General features: G+C 45.3%; 12 protein-coding genes and 1 other annotated feature. Of the genes, 5 read left to right on the top strand and 7 right to left on the bottom strand.

Going from position 1 to position 15,150, the window contains the following annotated elements:
* Positions 1 to 102 precede the first annotated feature (102 nt).
* Positions 103 to 1,497 carry an arabinose-proton symporter AraE gene (araE, locus tag J6600_RS15980; protein WP_003151605.1) on the bottom strand — a complete coding sequence of 465 codons (1,395 nt, stop codon included), beginning with the start codon at positions 1,495 to 1,497 and terminating at the stop codon, positions 103 to 105.
* Between the two features lie 256 nt (positions 1,498 to 1,753).
* On the opposite strand from araE, the gene araR reads away from it, so the two are divergent.
* Positions 1,754 to 2,842 carry an arabinose utilization transcriptional regulator AraR gene (gene araR / locus J6600_RS15985; protein ID WP_007409953.1) on the top strand — a complete coding sequence of 363 codons (1,089 nt, stop codon included), beginning with the start codon at positions 1,754 to 1,756 and terminating at the stop codon, positions 2,840 to 2,842.
* A gap of 35 nt (positions 2,843 to 2,877) precedes the next feature.
* Here araR and J6600_RS15990 read toward each other — a convergent pair whose 3' ends face one another.
* Positions 2,878 to 3,885, bottom strand: a complete 1,008-nt coding sequence (locus tag J6600_RS15990) for an LLM class flavin-dependent oxidoreductase (RefSeq protein ID WP_053285140.1) — start codon at positions 3,883 to 3,885, stop codon at positions 2,878 to 2,880.
* A 113-nt stretch (positions 3,886 to 3,998) separates the two neighbouring features.
* Complete coding sequence (locus J6600_RS15995; protein WP_022553810.1) at positions 3,999 to 4,892, bottom strand: LysR family transcriptional regulator; 894 nt, start codon at positions 4,890 to 4,892, stop codon at positions 3,999 to 4,001.
* A 97-nt stretch (positions 4,893 to 4,989) separates the two neighbouring features.
* On the opposite strand from J6600_RS15995, the gene J6600_RS16000 reads away from it, so the two are divergent.
* Positions 4,990 to 5,907 carry a DMT family transporter gene (locus tag J6600_RS16000; protein ID WP_022553811.1) on the top strand — a complete coding sequence of 306 codons (918 nt, stop codon included), beginning with the start codon at positions 4,990 to 4,992 and terminating at the stop codon, positions 5,905 to 5,907.
* Between the two features lie 34 nt (positions 5,908 to 5,941).
* Here J6600_RS16000 and J6600_RS16005 read toward each other — a convergent pair whose 3' ends face one another.
* Positions 5,942 to 7,282 carry an amino acid permease gene (locus J6600_RS16005; RefSeq protein WP_209387599.1) on the bottom strand — a complete coding sequence of 447 codons (1,341 nt, stop codon included), beginning with the start codon at positions 7,280 to 7,282 and terminating at the stop codon, positions 5,942 to 5,944.
* 61 nt (positions 7,283 to 7,343) lie between these two features.
* Positions 7,344 to 7,583 (bottom strand) — a binding site (T-box leader).
* Between the two features lie 571 nt (positions 7,584 to 8,154).
* On the opposite strand from J6600_RS16005, the gene J6600_RS16010 reads away from it, so the two are divergent.
* Complete coding sequence (locus J6600_RS16010) at positions 8,155 to 9,462, top strand: amidohydrolase family protein (RefSeq protein WP_209387600.1); 1,308 nt, start codon at positions 8,155 to 8,157, stop codon at positions 9,460 to 9,462.
* Positions 9,463 to 9,491: 29 nt separating this feature from the next.
* On the opposite strand, the gene J6600_RS16015 is transcribed toward J6600_RS16010, so the two are convergent.
* The 3 genes from J6600_RS16015 to J6600_RS16025 all read right to left on the bottom strand — a co-directional run bounded on the left by J6600_RS16015 (position 9,492) and on the right by J6600_RS16025 (position 12,087).
* Positions 9,492 to 10,466, bottom strand: coding sequence for a LacI family DNA-binding transcriptional regulator (locus J6600_RS16015; RefSeq protein WP_209387601.1), 975 nt, complete (start codon positions 10,464 to 10,466; stop codon positions 9,492 to 9,494).
* 68 nt (positions 10,467 to 10,534) lie between these two features.
* Complete coding sequence (locus tag J6600_RS16020; RefSeq protein ID WP_209387602.1) at positions 10,535 to 11,203, bottom strand: YczE/YyaS/YitT family protein; 669 nt, start codon at positions 11,201 to 11,203, stop codon at positions 10,535 to 10,537.
* Positions 11,200 to 12,087: a Cof-type HAD-IIB family hydrolase gene (locus J6600_RS16025; protein WP_209387603.1), complete on the bottom strand. Its 888-nt coding sequence runs from the start codon at positions 12,085 to 12,087 to the stop codon at positions 11,200 to 11,202. Before J6600_RS16025 ends, J6600_RS16020 begins: the two co-directional genes overlap by 4 nt.
* Positions 12,088 to 12,563: 476 nt before the next feature.
* Between J6600_RS16025 and J6600_RS16030 the strand changes: the two genes are divergently transcribed.
* Positions 12,564 to 13,421 carry a MurR/RpiR family transcriptional regulator gene (locus tag J6600_RS16030; protein ID WP_061862583.1) on the top strand — a complete coding sequence of 286 codons (858 nt, stop codon included), beginning with the start codon at positions 12,564 to 12,566 and terminating at the stop codon, positions 13,419 to 13,421.
* A gap of 184 nt (positions 13,422 to 13,605) precedes the next feature.
* On the top strand, positions 13,606 to 15,150 hold the full coding sequence (gntK, locus tag J6600_RS16035) for a gluconokinase (RefSeq protein WP_017418880.1): 1,545 nt from the start codon (positions 13,606 to 13,608) through the stop codon (positions 15,148 to 15,150).

Raw genomic sequence — 15,150 nt, forward strand, 5'->3', positions numbered from 1 at the left:
CAGGATTTTCCAGTATCTCCTTGATACAGTCATTATATACAGAAACGGAATGAAGGTGACAGACAAAAGCCCGCCGGAGCGGACTTTTGTCGTAAAACGCTTTCATTTTATCCAGAGTTTTTCTATTTCTTCTAATGATTTATTTTTCGTCTCAGGGCAGATCGTCACGACAAACAAGAAACAGAGAATATTAATGACGGCGAATATCCAGAAGGTGTACGCGAGCCCTAACCCGCTGATCATCATCGGCACGAACTGGCCGATCGCCCAGTTGGCCCCCCATAAGAATATCGTCGCGATACCGGCGGCGCGTGCGCGGAGGTGGTTCGGAAAGATTTCCGAAATCATGATCCACGTAATCGGCCCAACTGATACGCAGAAAGCGGCGACGAATCCCAATATGATGACGACTAAAGCCGGACCGCTCGCCAGCTGAAAATAAAAGGATGCCCCGATTAAGATCATGAACAGCGCCATAAAGGCAGATCCGACCCCCATCAGCTTTTTCCGGCCCACCTTATCGACTAAAAGAACCGCGATAATGGTGAAAATCACTTCAACGACACCGACGATGCATGTCGTGATAAACCCCGCATTCTGTCCGAAGCCCATCATTTTGAAAATTTCCGGCCCGTAATACGTAATTGCGTTCATGCCGATGACCTGATTGAATAAAGCCAGCAGAATCCCGATCACAAGCGCTTTTCTCAGCCCCGGTTTAAACAGCTGAGACAATGACCCCATTTTTTCTAATTGTAAAGACGTTTCGATTTGTTTGATTTCTTCTTTCGCGGTCTGCTCGCCGTTAATGCGCGTCAGCACGGCGAGGGCTTCATTCCGGCGCCCCGCTTTCGCAAGCCAGCGCGGACTTTCCGGCACGATAAGCAGCACGATAAAAAAGATGACGGACGGAATCATGCCGTAAGCGAGCATCCACCGCCAGCCGGTGTGCACCCCCCATTCATATGAGCCGGACTGCTGAACGGCGAGGTTAATAAAATAAGTGCCGGAGATCCCTAATATCGTAAACAGCTGATACAGTGAAGACAGACTGCCGCGTATTGCCGGCGGAGCGGCTTCGGTAATATACGTGACAGAAAGCGAGGAGCCCATGCCGATTCCCAGACCGCCGATGACTCTGGCGATCACTAAGGAAGACACACTTTGAGAAAGCGCAGAGACAACCGCTGACACCGCAAACAACAGCGCCGCTGCCATCAAAATCTTTCTCCGTCCGAAACGGTCGCTCAAAAATCCGGAAATCCCGACGCCGAAAACACCGCCGATCATTATGCTTGAAATCACGAGCCCTTCCATAAAAGGACTTAAGCGGTACAAATCTTTCAGGAAACCGATGGCGCCGGAAATCACCGCCGTGTCATAACCGTACAAAAGCCCTCCCAGTCCGGCTGCGCATGAGATGAGAATGACAAACCACTTGGAATGCTGCCGAGTGACAGGTACATTTGAGCCAATTGGTGCCGGGTGATTCTTCATGAATTTTACCCTCCCGCGAATAATAGAATAAAAACGCTTACAAATCTGAGTGCGGCGCTTGATGTTGCTTTGTTTTCTTCAGAACCGCCACATTTGTACGTACTTATAAAGAATTTTATCTAAAAATAAGGAAAATTAGTACGTACAAATAAAGAATAAGCAGTTTTTCATAATCTGTCAATTATTTTTACAGCTTGATGAAAGGGCTTACTATGTTATACTGGAATTTGTCCGTATACATTTTGGAGGAATTGATATGCTACCGAAATATGCTCAAGTAAAAGAAGAAATTTGTTCATGGCTTAATCAAGGAAAAATACAGCCGGACGAAAAGCTGCCTACGGAAAATGAGCTGATGCAGCAGTTCGGCGTCAGCCGCCATACCATCAGAAAAGCGATCGGGGATTTGGTCTCGCAGGGGCTGCTGTACAGCGTTCAGGGCGGAGGCACCTTTGTCGCTTCACGCACGGCGAAATCAGCCATGCATTCAAACAAAACGATCGGCGTCATTACAACGTACATATCAGACTATATTTTCCCGAGCATCATCAGGGGAATTGAATCTTATTTAAGCGAACAGGGCTATTCCATGCTGCTGACGAGCACCAACAACAATACAGAAAGTGAGCGGCGCGGCCTTGAAAACCTGCTGTCCAAAAATATAGACGGGCTGATTGTCGAGCCTACGAAAAGCGCGCTGCAGACGCCCAACATCGGCTACTATCTCAATCTGGAGAAAAACGGCATTCCGTTTGCCATGATTAACGCCTCTTATGCGGAGCTGGCCGCACCAAGCTTTTCCGTCAATGATGTCAAAGGCGGCATGATGGCTTGCGAATACGTCATGTCCCTCGGCCACACGCACATTATGGGAATCTTTAAAGCGGATGACACGCAGGGCGTCAAACGGATGAACGGCTATCTTCAGGCGCATCGGGAGCGCGGGATTTTTCCGTCTCCGGACATGATCGTGACTTACACGACTGAGGAAAAAGAAACCGTGCTTCTCCAAAAAATTAAGCATACCCTTGAGCAAAACAGCGGGTCACATCCGACGGCCATTCTTTGCTACAATGACGAAATTGCGCTGAAGACGATTAATCTTCTCAGAGAATTCGGGTTAAAGGTGCCTGATGACGTGTCGGTCATGGGCTATGACGATTCACATTTCGCCCAGATTTCCGAGGTGAAGCTCACCTCTGTCAAGCATCCGAAATCCATTATGGGGAAAGCGGCGGCAAAATACGTCATCGACTGCTTAGAACATAAAAAACCGAAGAAGGATGACGTCGTGTATGAACCGGAACTCGTCATCCGGAATTCAGTCAAGCGGATCGGCGAATAAAAAAAGCAATGTGCGCGGCACATTGCTTTTTTTGCTCAGCTGTTTTTTAATTCGGCGATGATTTCAAATGATCTCATTCTGTCGGCATGCTCAAAGCTTTCTGAATTCACCATGATTTCATCCGCCTGTGTTGTCCGGATGAAGCTTTCCAGCTTTTCCTTCACACGCTCCGGTCCGCCGACGATCGTTGAACTGAGCTGATCATTAACCATCGCTTTTTCATACGGCGACCAGATTTGATCCATGTCTTCAACAGGAGGCTTCAGCTGGTTCGGCGTGCCGCGGACGAGGTCTAAAAATCTTTGATAATGCGATGTTGCCAGATGCTCCGCCTTTTCATCCGTATCGGCGGCAATGACGGTGACGCCGACCATCGCGTACGGTTGATCGAGTACGTCTGACGGACGGAAGGAGCTGCGGTACAGCTCAAGGGCGGGCACGGTGTTTTTCGGTGAAAAGTGAGCCGCAAAGGCGAACGGAAGCCCGAGCTCTCCCGCAAGACGCGCGCTGAAGCCGCTTGAGCCCAGAAGCCAGATCGGCACGTCCAGCCCTTCGCCCGGAATGGCGCGGACTTGATTGCGCACATTGCCTGACGGTTTGAAGTAATTTCTCAATTCTTCAAGCTGCTCCGGAAAATCTTCCCCGCTGTTTATGTTTCTTCGTAAGGCTCTCGCCGTTAATTGGTCGGTCCCCGGCGCGCGTCCGAGCCCCAGGTCAATCCGCCCCGGATATAACGTTTCAAGGGTTCCGAATTGCTCCGCGATCACAAGTGAAGAATGATTCGGCAGCATAATACCTCCAGAACCGACGCGGATTTTTTTCGTGCCGCCGGCGATGTGGCCGATCAGCACCGCTGTTGCCGAGCTGGCAACTCCTTCTATATTATGATGCTCCGCAAGCCAATAGCGGTTATAGCCCCACTCCTCGGCGCGGCGCGCTAAATCCATGCTGTTGCGGAACGATTCAGCAACCGTTCCTCCCTGTACGACCGGCGATAAATTCAATACGGAAAACGCAGTATCTTTCAATGTATGTTCAGCCATCGTTTTCTCCTTTGCGGTTTAGTGTAAGCAGATCTTAAACAAGGTCTCTACCACACACCTTACCACAGCTTTTCCCGTGAGTTAAACAATTTGATTCGATGATCTTCGAACAATCAGTCAGCGGCGGTTTTCTTACGGATGAACAGCTCCTCGGCGACATCAATAAAAAGCTTGGCGGCAAGTGATGCGTCTTTCATGGAAGGAACCGCCAGCTGCACCTCCCTGAATACATCCGGCGCAAACTCTTTAATCACCACTTCTTCCGGGAGGGGATTGCCGGCCATGGACATATCGGATAAGATTGCCATGCCCAACCCCTCCCGCACCATATTGATGGACGTGCTGACATTAAACACGGTAAAGGCCGCGCAAAGTTCGGCACCGGCTTGTTTAAACAGGCCTGCAAAAGGTGACGTGTAACCGCCTTCGCAAACCACCATCGGTTCACCGTCCAGATCTTTTATCGTTACGGTTGAGCGTGCGGCGAGAGGATGATCTTTATGCATAACCGCTGCCATTTTGTCTTTTTTCAGCAGAAAGGAATCCATATCCTCTGTCGGGAACAGCAGAATGCCCGCGTCAATCATCCGGGATTGCAGCCATTCTTTTACTTCGTCCGCCGTTCCTTCATGAAGCACCAGTTCAAGCTTCGGATACCGTTTTTTAAACACGCTGATCAGCTTTGGAATGAAATAAGCGGAAGCGGCCGGAAATGTGCCGATGTGTATCGTTCCCTGTTCAAGCCCTCTTTCCGCGGCCGCCAGCTGCTCGGCTTTTTCTATGCCTTTGAGCACCTCTCTGATATGGACGAGAATTTTTCCGCCCGTGTCCGTGAGCCTTACGCCATTGCGGCGCTCGCGGATGATCAGCTTGATGCCGAGCTCTGACTCAAGCGCAGAGATGGCATGGCTGACGGCGGGCTGCGTCATATTCAGCGCCTGCCCCGCTTTTGTAAAGCTTCCCGTTTCAGCGATTTGAACAAAAACCCGCAGTTGTGTAATCGTCATAACGTTTTACTTATGCTCCTTATAAAAAAGATTCATTTTATTTATCTTACTGATTACCGTATCATATGATGGAATTGTTCTACAAGGAGTGAACGACGTGAAACAGCTTTCGAAAATACAGACGGCTCTTATGCTGGCGTTTCTAGTCACGGTATGGGGAATTAACTGGCCGCTGACAAAGGCCGCGCTTGCCTATTCGCCGCCTCTTCTGTTTGCCGGAATCCGCACGCTGATCGGCGGACTTCTATTACTAATGGTGGCGCTGCCCCGTTTTAAAAAGCTGCGTTTTAAAGAAACGTGGCCGATCTATCTTATTTCTGCCATTTTAAATATTACTTTATTTTACGGCCTGCAAACGGTCGGCTTGAATTACCTGCCTGCCGGCCTATTTTCAGCCATCGTGTTTTTCCAGCCGGTGTTAATGGGCGTTTTTTCTTGGCTGTGGCTCGGGGAATCGATGTATCCTTTAAAAATAGCCGGTCTTATTCTGGGCTTTGCCGGTGTCGCCGTCATCAGCGCAGCCGGTTTCGGAGGCCATATTTCCATCGCCGGCATTCTTTTGGCCCTAGGCTCCGCGGTCAGCTGGGCGCTCGGCACGGTATATGTGAAAAGAACGGGCGGACGCGCGGATTCTATCTGGATGGTCGCTCTTCAGCTTCTGATCGGCGGCGTGCTGCTTGTCAGCTCCGGCCATTTTTCAGAAAGCTTTTCAGCCATTCAATGGAAAGCTCCGTTCATTCTGAGCCTTCTGTTCATTTCAGTTTTTGTTATCGCGCTCGGCTGGCTCGCCTTTTTTACGCTTGTCGGTTCAGGGGAAGCAAGCAAGGTTGCCTCTTACACCTTCCTGATCCCGCTCATATCCATTGTCGTCAGCTCGATATTCCTGCATGAGCCGCTGACCGTCAGCCTTTTAGCCGGACTGCTTCTGATCGTCACAAGCATTTGTTTAGTGAATATAACACCGAAGAAACTGAAAACACCTGCTCTGGCCGCAGAAAAAAAGGCCGTTCATTAAAAAAACTCTTGCCGCGGGGCAAGAGTTTTTTTATTTATTGACGTCTCCCTTTCACAAGATACGCAGCCGTAATGAGGAGATAGATGGCCGCAGTGATGCATGTGATGACGATTGATGTCGTCGCAATTACGCCGATCAGGATGGCCAAAAGCGCAAGCACCGCAAACCATGTCGTATACGGGAACCATTTGACGTAATAAGCCGGCTGTTCTGTTGAATGTTTTCTTGATTTCAAATGGGCGAATCCGATAATCAGCCAGATGAACAGCACGGTATAGCCGAGTGAACCCATCAAATAATTAAACGTCTGGCTTCCTGCGAATAAAGAAATCAGGACGCCTACATATAAAAATGACGTACAAGTCAGAATCGCATAGACGGGAACCTTTTTCTTCGATAGTTTTGAAAAAACTTTCGGCAACCGGCCGTCAGAAGCCTGCGTAAACAAGACGCGGGATGAACCGTACAGCCCCGAGTTCATGGACGAAATAATCGCAAGAAGAATGACGGCATTCATAATATGGTCGGCACCCGGAATCCCGATCATCTTAAATACTATGACAAACGGGCTTTCGGGAACGCTGTTGACTTGATTCCAAGGAATCAGGCTGACGATGATGAAAAACGGCAGCAAGTAAAAAGCGACAATCCGCGTTAACGTGCTTCGGACAGCTTTCGGGATCACCTTTTCGGGATTTTTTGTCTCCGCCAGCGTGACGCCGATGATTTCCGTTCCGCCGTATGAGTAGATCACGACGAGCATCGCCGTGATGACGCCCCCCGCTCCATGCGGGAAAAACCCTCCGTGATCCGTTAAGTGAGACAGCCCTGGCGCCGTATGATTGCCGAATGAGAAAAATAAAAGCAGAATCCCGCATAAAATAAAGATGACAATTACTGTAATTTTAATGAGCGCGAGCCAGTACTCCGTCTCGGCAAACAGTTTCACAGAAAGCATGTTTACGACCGTCACCACGATGGAAATGATCAAAGCCAATATCCATATCGGACATTCCGGCAGCCAATATTGAATGAAAATGGCGGCTACGACCGCCTCCGCGGCAATATTGAGCACCCACATTTTCCAATAGATCCAGTCTAAAAAGTATGCAGCGTACGACCCGAGAGACTGCTGAACCAAATCACGGAACGTCCTTGCATGTTTGTTTCTGACTGCCATTTCGGCCAGCCCTTGCATAATAAACAGCAGAATGATTCCGCCGAGGAGGTAGGCCAACAGCACGGACGGCCCCGCCTCATCAATCGCCGTGCTGCTGCCTTTAAAGAGCCCGGCCCCGATCGCGCCTCCAAGCGCCATCATCATAATGTGTCTGGACGACATCGTCCGTTTTAACGTTTGCTTGTCCTTTTCCATCTATCACACGCCCTCTCGCAAAAAGTGTTCATCACATAAAAAAGCACGCCGCCTCTTTAGGAAAAGAGACGGCGTGCCTCAGGCAGCCGCGGTACCACTCTTGTTGATCCCGAATATCCGGAATCCAGCTTAAAAACCTTTTAACGAAGGTCAGCCGTTAGGACATAGGGAATATTCCGATAATTCCGTTCCGCCCTGCCACTTCCGGGCGAGTTCAAAGAACAATCAGTCCGCGTTGCACCAACCCGCGGCTCTCTTTTTCTGACTGGATTCTTTTACTGCTCCCGTTCACAGTGTTTTATGTTAAATGAATCTCTTGAGTTTTTATTTTCTGAATATAGTATCATAATATACAGTCTTCTATTTTCAAAGTCAATACTAATTTTTGCCGCTAGTTTTCAAATTCTGACGAAAGGTTTCTACGATATATGGACTAAGCGGCAAAAAGTTAGCAGAAATATGAAAAGTTACTCTTATTCCGGTATCTCAGCTTAGTAACTGTACACATTTCATTTCTAATAGTTCAACTCCAATGACTCCACAAGGTTCTATACCCGGAAGTCATATTCCATTTATTAAAGCTATTGACATGAAACTAATTCCACAAATTAAACTCATGGAGAACACTAGTTGGCGTAACACGAAACAGTATAGAAGCATTAGTGGCGTTACAGCTAGTGTTTTTGAGTTTTTAAAGGAGATTTTCAGGATATAAATAACAATAACGAGAAAATCAGGTGCATAAAGTTGAATAAAACACCTACATTTTTACAAAAAATGATAATAAAGGGTTGATATGGTACGCGTTTCATACTTTAAGATGATGATGTGTCTTACTAATACTAAATAAACATTTCCAGGAGGAGTTTCCTATGCAGTCTAGCACATCAATTAAAAGCCCAGCTTACCTTGAAACAAATGGAGTAATGAAAATCGCTGATATAACCTATAGTAATAATGAATGGCTGACCTTTGACATTGGAGAAGAAGGGATTTTTAAGAAATCAGGTTCTTATTTAGTTCCATCTCTTCCAGTAGAGTTTCATTGTCATGGAATCGGTCACTATGATTTTAGCAATTTAGATCAATTAGATATTGAAAAGATCAATACACTTGCCGAAATAGAAGGGATTTTCTGTGTACCCTCTATCTTTCTTCCTCATAATCAATTAGATCAATTTGCAGCCTTTATGAAAGAGTTCCATACACAAAAGAGAAAGGGACGTTACCGTAATATCTTAGGTATTTCACTAGAAGGACCATTACTGGCCAGCTTTGCAGGCACACCGGAAAAAGGAAATTGGGCACCCTTAAAAGAAGAGTGGGAAAAGATCGCTTCTTGTGGAGAATACGGTCTTATTTATACTGTACTGTCTCCAGATGCTATGACTGAAAACTCCTATCTAAAGAAATATATCACCGAAGAACATCCGAGTTTAGAATGGATTGTGGATACACTTGTGGAGGCTGGAGTAAAACCGGCGCTGGGTCACTTCCAAAAAGCATACCCGGAGGAAACCTCTGAACTTATAATGAGAGTTATAGATACAGCGCAAAAACGCAGCAATTACACTGGATCAGATGCCGTTTTAACTGATCATTTGTTTAATGATATGCCAAACAATTTTAAACACACCTGGAGAACACCCCAAGAAAGAGTACATAGATTAGAGGGGTTAAAAGATGCTCGGTTACATAAATGGAACATAGATAATATAAACACACTTGTCGGAGAAGTTCCTGGTACTTTGATGAGGGCCGCGAAAGAAGGTTTATTAACCATTTGTATGAATTTTGATAGTGAACATGTAGACTTAGAAGTTGCACGACGGGTTGTCGAACTTGTTGGCTCTAAGGGTATTATAGCAATGACAGATCGTATTGACACAGATTCCATGTGCGGCCAGTCATTGGAAAAAATTGAAGGGAATAATCTGTGGTATCAAGGAAAAGGGTATGTAGCAGCAGGATCTTACACAATCGATCGACTTATGCATAATATTCGTGCTATAGGTTTTAATGAGAAAGTTGTATGGAATATGACATCATTTGTGCCATTAAAAGCTTGTCATTTCCTAAATGAACTTGAAAATCTATCCATGAAGCCCTTCAGTTTTATAGATGAAACGAAAAAAAGAGCTCATTTCAAAGCGCCTGCCCCAGAGCTGATTCTATGCTAAGCAAAAAAGACCACCGTAAAGTGGTCTTTTTAAGTTGACTTTCTTTTAATAAATTTTAGATCCAACTTATTTATGTTGGGGACATCTTTGTTATTCATTAAGTTATATAATAAATTTGCTGCTGTTTGTCCCAACTCTTTAATAGGTTGATGTATCGTTGAAAGTTCTATTACCTTAGATATCGGCTGATTATCAAATCCTATAACCGCCAGTTCTTCAGGTATTCGTATTCCCTGTCTTTTCGCTTCATAAATGATCCCCGCCGCAACATAATCACTTCCTACAACCATTGCCGTAGGACGAGGTGACTTATTTAGTAATAATTTTGCTATTTCTATACCATTCTCAATAGTGTACTGTTCCTCAAAGTACCAATTATCACTCCATTTCAATCCGTATTCATTTTGAAAGTGAAAAAATGATTTTTTTCTGCTTATGCCAACACCGCTCTTAGGATTTCCTATACATAGACCAATGGATTGATGTCCTTGATTTCGCAGATGATCAATTGCCATTTTGATTCCTGACTCATGATTAATAAATATATGTGCAACCTGTTTGCTTGCAGAAGCTTCACAGGAAACAATATTACCAAACCCAGATATCTCGTCGAGTACGTGATGGGGGCTTACACAGGATCCCAAAATAAGACCGTCAATAAGTTTGTATTTCAATCTGTTAAAAAACTCCATTTCTTGTTCAGGATCATTATTTGATTGGTGCACAAGTAAACTATAATTATGTTTATTACACTCTTCGCCTATTCCGGCAATCAGTTTACTGAAAAACGGATGGTTGATTTTAGGAACAATGACTCCGAATACATTCGTCTTCCCCCTGGATAGGTTAATCGCGTTGAAATTTGGTACATAATTTAATTCCTTCATAGCTTTTAACACAGCGTCCCGCTTCTCAGGTTTTACATAAGGATGATTATTGAGAACTCTAGAGACTGTTGTCCGAGAAACGTTCGCTTTCTTTGCTATCTCTGTAATGTTTGTCATTACTGTTACTCCTTTTTAGACAGCGTTATCAGGATTTCACACTGAATAACACAAGGGAAAATAAGCATTTAATTAATTGTTTTATCATGGCCTATATGAATATGTGCGCCTTCCTGTCCCACACTATAGAGAGAACGGGGCTGCCCCATCTTGTGTAATAGTTTGTCAAATAAACCTACTAATATCCCCAGACATAGCAACACAATGATGGTTCCTATCCCAATCGGCCCCTGAAGAATGATTGCAAGCACAAAAGCTAAAGCTTCCCCTATCGTCTTTGTAATATTAATACCCCAACCTGTACGTTCAGTAATAGCCAACATTAATTCATCATTCGGTATCGAAGGAAAAGATGCTCTTAAATAAATAGCGATTCCCATAGCCAATATACTCAACCCTATCAAAAATAAACTCCATTGAAGAATTACAGCATCTGTTTTTAAGAACGAAAGAACCTTTAAGTTTAAAAGGTCAACAAAACTTCCAATAATAAAAATCGGAATAAAACCGGCTAGATTAGGAAACCGCATTTTTATGAGGCTGTTTATAAAGATAAGGATTCCTCCGACAATGAAAACCCATGACCCGATTGTAAGGCCAATGAGTTCTGATAAAGCCACGTTCAGAGCATCCCAGGGGGCAATCCCGGTATTAGATTTAATCATACATACAACCCCTACGGATAAAATAAACAATCCGGCAATATAGATTAAACATCTTTTCACAAAATGGCTCATGGCTGTATACTCCGCGGTTTAGGGTCTTCTTCTTTCGTCAGAATGTAATGATCAAAAGCATAAGATACACCACACTCATCATTCGATAACGTTTTAAAAGCAGCCAATTGAATAAGCTTCTTATCTGCATTTCCCATGGCTATCCCTATTCCTGCTACATGAAACATAGGCAGATCATTTAAATTATCACCTATTGCGATTGCATTCCGCGCATCCGTTCCATAATGTTCACAAAGTTTATTTAATGACGCTCCTTTATCTACTCCTGCACTTGTGATTTCAAGATTGAATGCTCCTGAACTCGTTACGGCACACTCCTTTAGTTGTCCAAAATATTCTTTAGCTTTTTTTAATTTTCTTTGGTTTGGCGAAACGATCATACATTTTATGACATAACGATAATCGATAGGGTCAATTGTACCCGGTATTTCCTCTAACCCGTATTGATGTATCTGAGCTTTAATAGAATTCCAAAATACTTCTTGATTAAAATGAGGTTCTTCCGCTACTGTATTGTAAAGTTCTTTTTCAAGCTGCTGAATTCCTTGATTTGATACGGCAATTTTGTCAGATAAGTAAAGCTGATAATAGATTTCCTCTTTATTTAACCATGTTATGATAGGTTGGATTACATCTGAATCCATAAAATGTTCGAATATTACCTGATTTTCCACATCAATTTGAGCGCCGTTTGAAGCAATAATCGAAAAATCCAAATCATATTTATTGATGATGTGTTTTGCATCAAATAAAGCTCTCCCTGTAGCGATTGTTATAATATGACCTTGTTTTTGTCCAAGCTTTAAAGCTCTTACATCTTGTTCTTGGATAGTTAAGTTCTCTGATAACAGCGTGCCATCTAAGTCAATTGCAATTACTTTCATGTGAATTTCCTCCTCAGAGTTTAAAAATCATTGAAAGTATAATGTATGGTACGCGTTTCAGAGCAATTAGATTATTATATTAATTTGAAGTTTTTCTGAGAAGCTGATTAGAATTGTGTTTCTAAGGTATTCTCCGACTTAATGATCCTTCTCTTTCGATCAATCCAGTTAATAATAATGGCGGAACACTTATTTGAAGTAGAACTTCAAGCGCTGGCAACTCACTAGAAACTGGACTGTAGCAGGACAGCAGCTTACCATCATGAGTTTGGCTTATGGCCGGCGACTTGAGCACCGGCACTTTTTTAGAGAACGATCACTTTTTGTAAAAAATTAAGTTTCATTGAGGCGGTGTCCCCGATATACTTTTCTCTTTTCTTTCATTTGCGGTAAAGAAAGCAAAACCTGATTCCCTTATGACAGAACTTGCTTTATCATAAAAGTATGCGTTTACATTCAAGTAGGGAGGTTATAGCATGACCCCTGTGAATTCAAGCAGCATCGGGAAGATTCAGGCGGCCAGCAAAGGTTTGTCGCCAAAATTGAGAGCGATTGCAGACCATATCGTGAAGGAACCGAAAGACGTGGTTCACCTTTCCATCATTCAGCTGGCGGAAAAAACGAAAAGCTCTGAAGCGACGATTTTCAGGCTGTGCAAACGGCTCGGTTTTTCCGGCTATCAGGATTTAAAAATCGCGCTTGCTCAGGAGATCGTTCAGGAGCCGGTGCAGCACATTCATGAAGAAATGAGCCCCGACGACGATATCGAAGTCATCATCCAGAAAGTTTTCCGCACAAACATTTCCGGTCTGACCGATACCTTTCATTTATTAGATCCGGCCGACGTTGAAAAAGCGGTAGAAATGATCCACCGCGCAGACAGAATCGAATTTTACGGAAACGGCGGTTCCGGGCTGATCGCCACTGACGCGTATCACAAATTTATGCGTACGGGTATAAATTGCATCGCACACACGGATTCTCACTTTCAGGCGATGTCAGCGGGTCTTCTCGGTCCCGAAAGCGCAGTCATCGGCATTTCTCATTCGGGGAGCAATAAGGACGTGCTTGACGCGGTGAAAATGGCCAAATCGCTCGGCGCCGGTACGATCGGCATTACAAGCTACCAAAAGTCGCCGCTCACCCAGATTTCCGACGTGGTGCTGTATACGTCAACAAGGGAGACGGCTTTCAGAACGGAAGCAATGTCCGCAAGGCTTGCCCAGCTGTCGGTCATTGATACACTGTATTTCGCCACGGCCCGGCTGCGGCAGGAGAAAACGCTCGCCAACTTGCAGCGAATCAGAAAAATGATCGCGCACAAACGTTTGTAATCGCTTTCTGAATATTTATTTTTCAAAAGAGAGAATACCGATACAGCGGGAATTGAGGCAATTTTATGAAAAAAATTTTCTTCTTCATCGTTGATTTATAAAAAAATTATTCCTATAATTGACTTTGTAAGGGCATACATTATCAATCTATCTTATTATTCAATCAGATTAGGCGGGATATATTATGAAGGAAACCCAAGCTGTTATCGGTCTGGATATCGGCACGACCAGTACGAAAGCCGTTCTGTTCGGACCAAGAGGCAAAGTGTTAGCCAAGCATTCGGTTCACTATGATTTAATACAGCCAAAGCCGGCATGGGCCGAGCAGGATCCTGAGCACATTTTGGAAGCGGTTATCGGAAGCATCAGGGGCGCCGTCACAAAGGCCGGACTGAGTCCTGACAATCTGCTTGCAATCGGCATCAGCACCGCCATGCACTCATTGATAGCTGTCGATCAAAACGGCGGCCTGCTGACCAAAAGCATCATTTGGGCGGACAACCGCAGCGCCGAGCAATCAAAACGGATTTTAAAAGAGATGAACGGTTTTGATATTTATAAAAGAACGGGTACGCCGATTCACCCGATGTCTCCGCTTTCCAAAATTGTGTGGATGAAAGAACAGGACAAGGAGACATTCGCGAAAACCGCCAAATTCATCAGTATGAAAGAATATATTCTGCACGAGTTTTTCGGAACTTATGTCGTCGATTATTCGATCGCTTCGGCAACGGGGCTGTTCCGTTTAGATACGCTTTCCTGGGATGAAGAAGCGCTCCGGATTGCCGGAATCCGGGAAGATCAGCTGTCGGACATCGTGCCGACCACTCATCAGCTGCGCGGCCTTGCGCCGGAAATCGCTGCACGGATGGGCATTCATGCGGATACACCGTTTATTATCGGCGCAAATGACGGCGTGCTCGCCAACCTTGGAGTCGGCGCGATCGGCAAAGGCGAAGTGGCCGTTACGATCGGAACGAGCGGAGCCGTGCGTTCGGTGACGGATGCGCCGATTACGGATGAAAAAGCGCGGACATTCTGTTACGCGCTGACTGACAAGCATTGGGTCATCGGAGGCCCGACGAATAACGGAGGCATTATGCTGCGCTGGCTTCGAGACGAATTCGCTTCTCCGGAAGTCGAAACGGCGAAGCGGCTCGGCATTGATCCGTACGATTTAATGATTGATATCGCTGATAAAGTGCCCGCAGGCTCTGAGGGATTGCTGTTTCTGCCGTTTTTATCAGGGGAGCGCGCGCCGTTTTGGAATCCGAATGCCCGCGGAACGTTTTTCGGCATCAGCCTCCGCCATAAACGGGAGCATTTTATCAGAGCGGTGCTGGAAGGCGTCATCATGAGCGTCTTTTCAATCGGTGTCGCACTGAGAGATTTGGCGGGCCCCGCAAAAGACGTGCGGGCTTCGGGAGGATTTGCGAGATCACCGCTTTGGAGGCAGATTTTGTCCGATACGATGGGACGGGAAGTCCTCGTTCCGGAAAGTTACGAAGCCTCGGCGCTCGGAGCGGCCGTTCTCGCTTTGCACAGCCTTGGCGAAATGGAACGGATCGAGGATGTTCAGGACTGGATCAGAATTTCTCACCGCCATGAACCGAACGTCAAAAACAGCGAAACATATATTGAGCTGTTTTACTTATACGAGCGGCTGTATGACAAGCTCAAAGATGAATTTGACGTCATCAGTGAATTTCAGCTCAAACAAAGCCGTTAA

Source organism: Bacillus sp. LJBV19 (genome assembly GCF_017797845.1).
GTDB classification, from domain to species: domain Bacteria; phylum Bacillota; class Bacilli; order Bacillales; family Bacillaceae; genus Bacillus; species Bacillus velezensis.